The organism is Flavobacteriales bacterium (assembly GCA_013001705.1).
In the GTDB taxonomy this organism is placed as follows: Bacteria; Bacteroidota; Bacteroidia; order Flavobacteriales_D; family JABDKJ01; genus JABDLZ01.
Genome location: JABDLZ010000102.1, coordinates 1 through 7,539, shown reverse-complemented (window position 1 = coordinate 7,539; position 7,539 = coordinate 1). Strand labels below are relative to the sequence as shown.

The following is a 7,539-nucleotide window of genomic DNA, read 5'->3' as shown; positions in this document are numbered from 1 at the left end:
GCTAAGAGGTCGATAAAATCATTGCAAGAGAAGGTGGACTTTCGAGTCCGCCTTTGCTTGCGTTAGAATATAGTCCTTAAAAGGTCTGAATTATAGCACAGGCTGTTGAGGATTTACGGGCGTAGCTCAGTTGGTAGAGCACCGGTCTCCAAAACCGAAGGTCGTAAGTTCGAGCCTTACCGCCCGTGCTTAGAAAGTAGCAGAACAGAGAGATGGCAGGAATCAAGACATATTTCGAAGAGTCGTACAGCGAGTTGATGCATAAGGTCTCTTGGCCTACATGGAAAGAACTCCAGTCAAGTGCCATAGTCGTGCTCATCGCATCGATGATCATTGCTCTTATCGTTTTCTTGATGGACTATGTATTCGGAGTGAATACCGGGACAGATAGATTGTGGGATGGTCTGTTAGGTCTGTATTACAAATTCATCGGCTGAGTCGACTAAAAACACAAGGCTTTTACATGAGCAATACAGAGAAAAAGTGGTATGTGATCCGAGCCATCAGCGGCAAGGAGAACAAGGTGAAGGACCTCATCGAGTTGGAGATCGGCCGTGCCGGTCTTGATGACTTCGTTGGGCAAGTCCTGATTCCCAAAGAGAAGCGTATCCAGATACGCAACGGGAAGAAGGTGAGCAAGGAGGTCAACCACTTTCCTGGTTATGTACTCATAGAAGCAGCTCTGGTAGGTGAAGTACCGCACATCATCAAAGGAGTGACCAATGTCATCGGATTCCTCGGTGCCGAGAAACGAGGAGAACCTGTACCGATGAGACAGACAGAGGTCAATAGAATATTAGGAAGAGTGGATGAACTGGCAGAGAAAGATGCCGAGTTCAGTATTCCATTCTATGTGGGAGAATCAGTGAAGGTGATCGATGGCCCATTCAATAGTTTCTCAGGAATCATTGAAGAGGTCAACGAAGAGAAGAAGAAGCTCAAAGTCATGGTGAAGATCTTCGGAAGGAAGACACCCTTGGAGTTGGGCTACATGCAAGTGGAGAAAGAGTAAGAATTTTTTTTGAACCGTTGTTAGTTCTGGCTCCTTGTCGGAGCGCTTCCCGTGGACGACAACACTATTTATAATGTAAAATGGCAAAAGAGGTCAGTGGATTGATCAAATTGCAAGTTCGAGGTGGCGCAGCCAATCCTTCGCCTCCTGTAGGACCCGCTTTGGGTGCTAAAGGGGTGAATATCATGGACTTCTGCAAGCAGTTCAACGCCCGGACCCAGGACAAGGCTGGTAAAGTACTTCCTGTCGTGATTACCGTTTATGGTGATAAGTCTTTCGACTTCATCATCAAGACGCCTCCGGCAGCAGTACAGCTCTTAGAAGCAGCCAAGCTGAAGTCAGGTTCTGCTGAATCCAATAGGATGAAGGTAGGGTCTGTTTCTTGGGATCAGGTGAAGGCTATCGCAGAAGACAAGATGCCGGATTTGAATGCATTCACCATCGAGTCTGCAATGAAGATGGTTGCCGGTACTGCACGCAGTATGGGCATCACTGTCAAAGGCCCCTCACCATTTTAACTAATACTTCGGAACAATGGCGAAAACTTCAAAGCGTATGCGAGAGGCATTGTCCAAGTACGACAACGCGTCCTCATACAATCTGGCTGATGCATCGAGCATCATCAAGGAGGTCTCTAAGACCAAATTCGATGGTTCGATAGATCTCAGCGTACGATTGGGTGTGGATCCCCGTCAAGCGAACCAAATGGTGCGCGGAACGGTCTCCCTACCTCACGGTACGGGAAAGGATGTGCGTGTACTCGTACTTTGTAATGCTGACAAAGAAGGTGAAGCTACCGAGGCCGGTGCTGACTTTGTAGGTCTGGATGAGTATGTCCAGAAGATCAAAGGTGGTTGGACGGATGTAGATGTGATCATCTGCACCCCCAACGTGATGGCACAGGTCGGAGCCTTGGGTCGGATACTCGGACCACGTGGTCTGATGCCCAACCCCAAGACCGGTACAGTTACTATGGATATAGGGAAGGCTGTCCAAGACGTCAAAGCTGGTAAGATCGACTTCCGTGTAGATAAGTACGGAATCGTTCATGCTGCCGTGGGCAAAGTATCCTTCGATGCAAAGAAGATCGAGGAGAATGCGCGCGAGCTCTTACAGACACTTATAAAGCTCAAGCCGAGTGCCTCAAAAGGTACCTATGTGAAGAGCATATATATGTCGTCAACTATGAGCCCTAGCATCCAGATAGACCCTAAGACAGTCAGTGTTTAAGCCGGATAATTAGAATAGAGATGACACGAGAAGAAAAGAACAAGTTCATCGATGAGTTGGCTGAGAAGCTCAGTAACAGCTCCGTTCTGTATCTGGCGGACACTTCCGAGCTCACAGTGGAGAACACCAATAAATTGAGAAGGTCCTGTCACAAGAACAATGTTTCCATGCAGGTAGTGAAGAACAAGCTACTGAGGAAAGCATTCGACCGTGTGGAAGGACATGACTATTCTGAATTGTATGAGACGCTTTCAGGTCCCACATCGCTGATGTTCAGCGAAGTGGCCAACGCACCTGCAAAGCTTATCAAGGATTTCAGAAAGAAACATGATAAGCCCATCCTGAAAGGGGCATTCATTGAAGAGGCGATATATATAGGAGATGATCAACTCAGCTCATTGGCTGATCTGAAATCCAAAGAAGAACTCGTTGGAGAGATCATCGGACTATTGCAATCACCGATCAAGAATGTCGTTTCAGCTCTCCAATCCGGTGGAAATACAATTTCCGGATTGGTCAAAGCGCTGGAAGAGAGGGCATAATAAGAACAGAATTAACAACTTACAAAATCCAATAAAATGGCAGATATCAAAGCACTCGCAGAAGAGCTTGTGAATCTCACAGTTAAAGACGTAAATGAACTAGCTACAGTACTCAAAGATGAGTACGGTATCGAACCTGCTGCTGCTGCAGTAGCAGTTGCCGCTCCTGGTGCAGGAGGCGGAGATGCCGGTGGTGGTGAAGAGAAGTCTGAGTTCGATGTGGAACTCAAAGCTGCAGGAGGTAACAAACTCGCAGTAGTGAAAGCAGTAAAAGAGCTCACCGGTCTTGGTCTTAAAGACGCCAAAGAGATGGTGGACAGTGCTCCTAGCGTAATCAAAGAAGGAGTTGCTAAAGATGAGGCTGAAGCCTTGAAGAAGCAACTTGAAGAAGCTGGAGCCGAAGTTGAGCTCAAGTAAGCTGCACCCAACACACTAAGGAGGTTCAGGCCCTGAAGGAAGCTTTCAGGGTCTGGACCCTTTCCTGTTTAACAGGATCAACCCTTTTTTAAGCTTCCACCTAGACATTAAACCCATCATAGGCTGCGATGAAAAATACTAGCGAAAGGATCAATTTTTCCAAGTCCCCATTCACTACAGAATATCCGGATTTCCTTGATATCCAGCTGAAATCGTTCAGAGAGTTCTTCCAACTCGAGACCAACCCTGAAGATCGGACCACCGAGGGTCTCTACAAGGTATTCTCTGACAATTTCCCCATCACCGATACCCGGAATCAATTCGTACTCGAGTTCCTGGACTACTTCATCGACCCTCCTCGATACACCATCCAAGAGTGTATCGATAGAGGAGTGACCTATGCGGTACCGCTCAAGGCAAAACTCAAGCTCTATTGTACGGATCCAGAGCACGAGGATTTCGAGACCATCGTCCAAGATGTATACCTTGGAACCATCCCTTACATGACGCCCAAAGGATCATTCGTGATCAATGGGGCTGAGCGTGTGATCGTATCACAGCTCCACAGAAGTCCAGGGGTGTTCTTCTCGCAGAGCTATCATGCCAACGGTACCAAGTTGTACTCGGCCCGAGTCATCCCATTCAAAGGGTCTTGGATAGAATTTGCAACGGATATCAACTCGGTCATGTATGCCTACATCGACCGAAAGAAGAAACTACCGGTGACCACCCTTTTGAGGGCCATCGGTTATGAGACAGATAAGGACATCCTCGGGATTTTCGATCTGGCGGATGAGGTCAAGGTCACCAAGACCGGCCTGAAGAAATACCTCGGTCGCAAACTTGCCGCTCGTGTTCTGAAGACATGGATCGAGGACTTCGTGGATGAGGATACCGGTGAGGTAGTATCCATCGAACGTACCGAGGTGATCATCGATCGTGAGGTCATTCTGGAAAAGGACCACATCGAGCAGATCGTGGATTCAGGATCCAAGACCGTGATATTCCACAAGGAGAATGTCAATACGGCCGACTTCACACTCATCTACAATACACTTGCTAAGGATACCTCCAACTCTGAAAAAGAGGCCGTGGAGCATATCTACAGACAATTGAGGAATGCGGAGCCACCAGATTTGGAGACCGCTCGTGGAGTGATCGATAAGCTCTTCTTCTCTGAGCAGAGATACGATCTCGGTGAGGTAGGAAGATTCCGCATCAACCGTAAACTCGGAAGCGATACACCTATCGATCAGCGTACACTGACCAAGGACGATATCATCTCCATCATCAAGTATTTGATCGAGTTGGTCAACTCCAAGACCGATGTGGATGACATCGACCACTTGAGTAATCGTAGGGTCAGAACGGTAGGTGAGCAGCTCTATACGCAGTTCGGAGTCGGACTGGCGCGTATGGCCCGTACCATCCGTGAGCGTATGAACGTACGTGACAACGAGGTATTCACACCAACTGACCTGATCAATGCCAAGACATTGAGCTCGGTGATCAATTCCTTCTTCGGGACCAATCAGCTCTCCCAGTTCATGGATCAGACCAATCCATTGGCAGAGGTGACGCACAAGAGGAGGATGTCCGCTCTCGGACCTGGAGGTCTATCCAGAGAAAGAGCAGGATTCGAGGTACGTGACGTACACTATACGCACTACGGTCGACTGTGTACCATCGAGACACCTGAAGGACCTAACATCGGACTGATCAGTTCCATGTGTGTATTTGCCAAGGTCAACAAGCTTGGATTCATCGAGACTCCATATAAGGAGGTCAAGGACGGAAAGGTCCAGGCCAAATCGATGACCTACTTGAGCGCTGAGGATGAAGATGACAAGGTCATCGCTCAGGCCAATGCGCAGGTGGATAAGAAAGGGAACTTCGAGACCAAATCGGTCAAGGTCAGAATGAAAGGGGACTTCCCGATCGTTGCACCAGAGAAGATCGACTACATGGACATGGCGCCCAATCAGATCGCATCGATTGCCGCATCTCTTATCCCATTCTTGGAGAACGATGATGCCAACCGTGCATTGATGGGATCGAACATGATGCGTCAGGCGGTTCCATTGATGAAGCCGGATGCTCCTATCGTAGGTACAGGACTCGAACCTCGTGTAGCCCGTGATTCTCGTGTACTTCTCACAGCAGAAGGCACAGGTAAGGTGGAGTATGTGGATTCAGAGAAGATCGTTATCCGCTACAACCGCAGCGATCTCGAGAAATTGCTCAGCTTCGATGAGGATGTCAAAGAATATCCATTGATCAAATTCCAGAAGACCAATCAGGGATCGATCATCAACCTGCGTCCAACGGTCAAACTTGGACAAAAGGTCAGCAAAGGCGATGTGCTCTGCGAAGGGTACGGAACCGAGAAAGGTGAACTGGCCCTGGGTCGTAACCTGAAAGTGGCCTTCATGCCATGGAAAGGGTACAACTTCGAGGATGCCATCGTGATCTCTGAGAAAGTGGTCAAAGAAGACCTCTTCACTTCGATACATATCGATGAGTATACCTTGGAAGTAAGGGATACCAAACGAGGTATGGAAGAGCTCACTGCAGATATTCCAAACGTTTCTGAAGAGGCCACCAAAGACCTCGATGAGAATGGAATGATCCGCATCGGTGCTGAGATCAAAGAGGGAGATATCCTGATAGGTAAGGTCACTCCGAAAGGGGAGTCCGACCCGAGTCCGGAAGAAAAACTGCTCCGGGCCATCTTCGGTGACAAAGCCGGTGATGTGAAGGATGCTTCTTTGAAAGCCTCCCCTTCATTGCGAGGAATCGTAGTTGACAAGAAGCTATTCCAAAGAGCGGTCAAAGACCGTAAGGCAAAAGCAGCTGATAAGCCTATCCTCGAGCAGTTGGAGAAAGAAGAAGCCAACGAGCTGAAGGAACTCAAGAGCCAATTGGTTCAGAAACTCTTCAAACTCGTCAGCGGAAAGACTTCACAAGGGGTATTCAACCACTATAAGGAGGAGTACATCAAGAAAGGAGTCAAATTCACTCAGAAGGCGCTGGAGAAAGTAGACTTCCTGGTCGTAAGCCCGAAGGGTTGGACCACCGATTCCAAGCTCAACGCTCAGATCGGAGAGGTACTGCACAACTACCACCTCAAGTACAACGAGATCCTCGGGAAGTACAAGCGTAAGGTCTTCCAAGTTTCCGTTGGAGATGAGTTGCCGAACGGTATCATCAAGATGGCCAAGGTCTATATCGCCAAGAAGCGTAAGCTCAAGGTTGGGGATAAGATGGCAGGTCGTCACGGTAACAAGGGTATCGTAGCCAAGATCGTTCGTGAGGAGGATATGCCTTACTTGGAGGATGGAACTCCAGTGGATATCGTACTCAACCCACTGGGTGTACCATCACGGATGAACCTCGGTCAGATCTATGAGACCGTACTCGGTTGGGCCGGTCAGAAACTCGGTGTCAAATTCGCTACTCCGATCTTCGATGGAGCCAGCATGGATGACATCGTCAAGTACACCAAAGAAGCTGGAGTGCCTACCTATGGTACCACTCAGCTCTACGATGGTGAGACCGGTGAGAAATTCGACCAGCCGGCCACTGTGGGTGTGATCTATATGATCAAACTATCCCACATGGTAGATGATAAGATGCACGCACGTTCTATCGGACCATACTCCTTGATCACTCAGCAACCATTGGGTGGTAAGGCACAGTTCGGTGGACAGCGTTTCGGTGAGATGGAGGTATGGGCCCTCGAAGCATTCGGTGCTGCCCATATCCTGCAAGAGATCCTCACGGTAAAATCAGATGATGTTGTCGGAAGAGCCAAGGCCTATGAGAGCATAGTGAAGGGTGAACCGCTACCGACACCAGGTATACCTGAGTCATTCAATGTATTGCTCAATGAATTGAGCGGATTGGGACTCAACGTGACCCTGGACTGATCGATCATCCTATTGACAACATTCTAATAGAAAGTTCAACATGGCATTTAGAAAGGACAACAAACCATCAAGCGACTTCACATCGATCACCATCGGATTGGCTTCACCAGAGCAGATCCTCGAGCGATCATACGGTGAGGTCCTGAAGCCGGAGACCATAAACTATAGGACGTATAAGCCTGAGCGTGACGGTCTCTTCTGTGAGCGCATCTTCGGTCCTACCAAGGACTATGAGTGCCACTGTGGTAAATACAAGCGTATCCGTTACAAGGGTATAGTCTGTGACCGCTGTGGGGTGGAAGTGACCGAGAAGAAAGTACGCAGAGAGCGTATGGGGCACATCCAGTTGGTGGTTCCTGTAGCACACATCTGGTACTTCCGTTCCCTACCCAATAAGATGGGATACCTC

The 7,539-nt window shown here is 48.6% G+C and carries 8 protein-coding genes and 1 tRNA gene; all 9 read left to right on the top strand.

The window, feature by feature from the left end:
* Window positions 1-115 precede the first annotated feature (115 nt).
* A tRNA-Trp gene (locus HKN79_04305) sits at window positions 116-188 on the top strand.
* Between the two features lie 24 nt (window positions 189-212).
* Window positions 213-437: a preprotein translocase subunit SecE gene (gene secE / locus HKN79_04300; protein NNC82777.1), complete on the top strand. Its 225-nt coding sequence runs from the start codon at window positions 213-215 to the stop codon at window positions 435-437.
* A 26-nt stretch (window positions 438-463) separates the two neighbouring features.
* Window positions 464-1,012 (top strand): transcription termination/antitermination factor NusG, encoded by a 549-nt coding sequence (nusG, locus tag HKN79_04295; protein NNC82776.1) that lies wholly within the window; start codon window positions 464-466, stop codon window positions 1,010-1,012.
* An 80-nt stretch (window positions 1,013-1,092) separates the two neighbouring features.
* Window positions 1,093-1,530, top strand: coding sequence for a 50S ribosomal protein L11 (rplK, locus tag HKN79_04290; protein ID NNC82775.1), 438 nt, complete (start codon window positions 1,093-1,095; stop codon window positions 1,528-1,530).
* Between the two features lie 16 nt (window positions 1,531-1,546).
* The gene (locus tag HKN79_04285; protein ID NNC82774.1) at window positions 1,547-2,242 is read left to right on the top strand and encodes a 50S ribosomal protein L1; all 696 of its coding nucleotides are present in this window, start codon (window positions 1,547-1,549) and stop codon (window positions 2,240-2,242) included.
* A gap of 20 nt (window positions 2,243-2,262) precedes the next feature.
* A complete protein-coding gene (locus HKN79_04280) occupies window positions 2,263-2,784 on the top strand; it encodes a 50S ribosomal protein L10 (protein NNC82773.1) in 522 nt (173 codons plus the stop codon).
* Window positions 2,785-2,820: 36 nt separating this feature from the next.
* Entirely contained in the window at window positions 2,821-3,201 is a 381-nt protein-coding gene (gene rplL / locus HKN79_04275; protein NNC82772.1) for a 50S ribosomal protein L7/L12, read from the top strand.
* Window positions 3,202-3,329: 128 nt separating this feature from the next.
* On the top strand, window positions 3,330-7,130 hold the full coding sequence (rpoB, locus tag HKN79_04270; GenBank protein NNC82771.1) for a DNA-directed RNA polymerase subunit beta: 3,801 nt from the start codon (window positions 3,330-3,332) through the stop codon (window positions 7,128-7,130).
* Between the two features lie 40 nt (window positions 7,131-7,170).
* Window positions 7,171-7,539: hypothetical protein (locus HKN79_04265; GenBank protein ID NNC82770.1), on the top strand; the 369-nt coding region annotated here is incomplete at its 3' end.

Coding starts and splice junctions, on each gene's coding strand:
- secE (NNC82777.1), top strand. CDS start 213: ATGGCAGGAATCAAGACATATTTCGAAGAGTCGTACAGCGAGTTGATG.
- nusG (NNC82776.1), top strand. CDS start 464: ATGAGCAATACAGAGAAAAAGTGGTATGTGATCCGAGCCATCAGCGGC.
- rplK (NNC82775.1), top strand. CDS start 1,093: ATGGCAAAAGAGGTCAGTGGATTGATCAAATTGCAAGTTCGAGGTGGC.
- HKN79_04285 (NNC82774.1), top strand. CDS start 1,547: ATGGCGAAAACTTCAAAGCGTATGCGAGAGGCATTGTCCAAGTACGAC.
- HKN79_04280 (NNC82773.1), top strand. CDS start 2,263: ATGACACGAGAAGAAAAGAACAAGTTCATCGATGAGTTGGCTGAGAAG.
- rplL (NNC82772.1), top strand. CDS start 2,821: ATGGCAGATATCAAAGCACTCGCAGAAGAGCTTGTGAATCTCACAGTT.
- rpoB (NNC82771.1), top strand. CDS start 3,330: ATGAAAAATACTAGCGAAAGGATCAATTTTTCCAAGTCCCCATTCACT.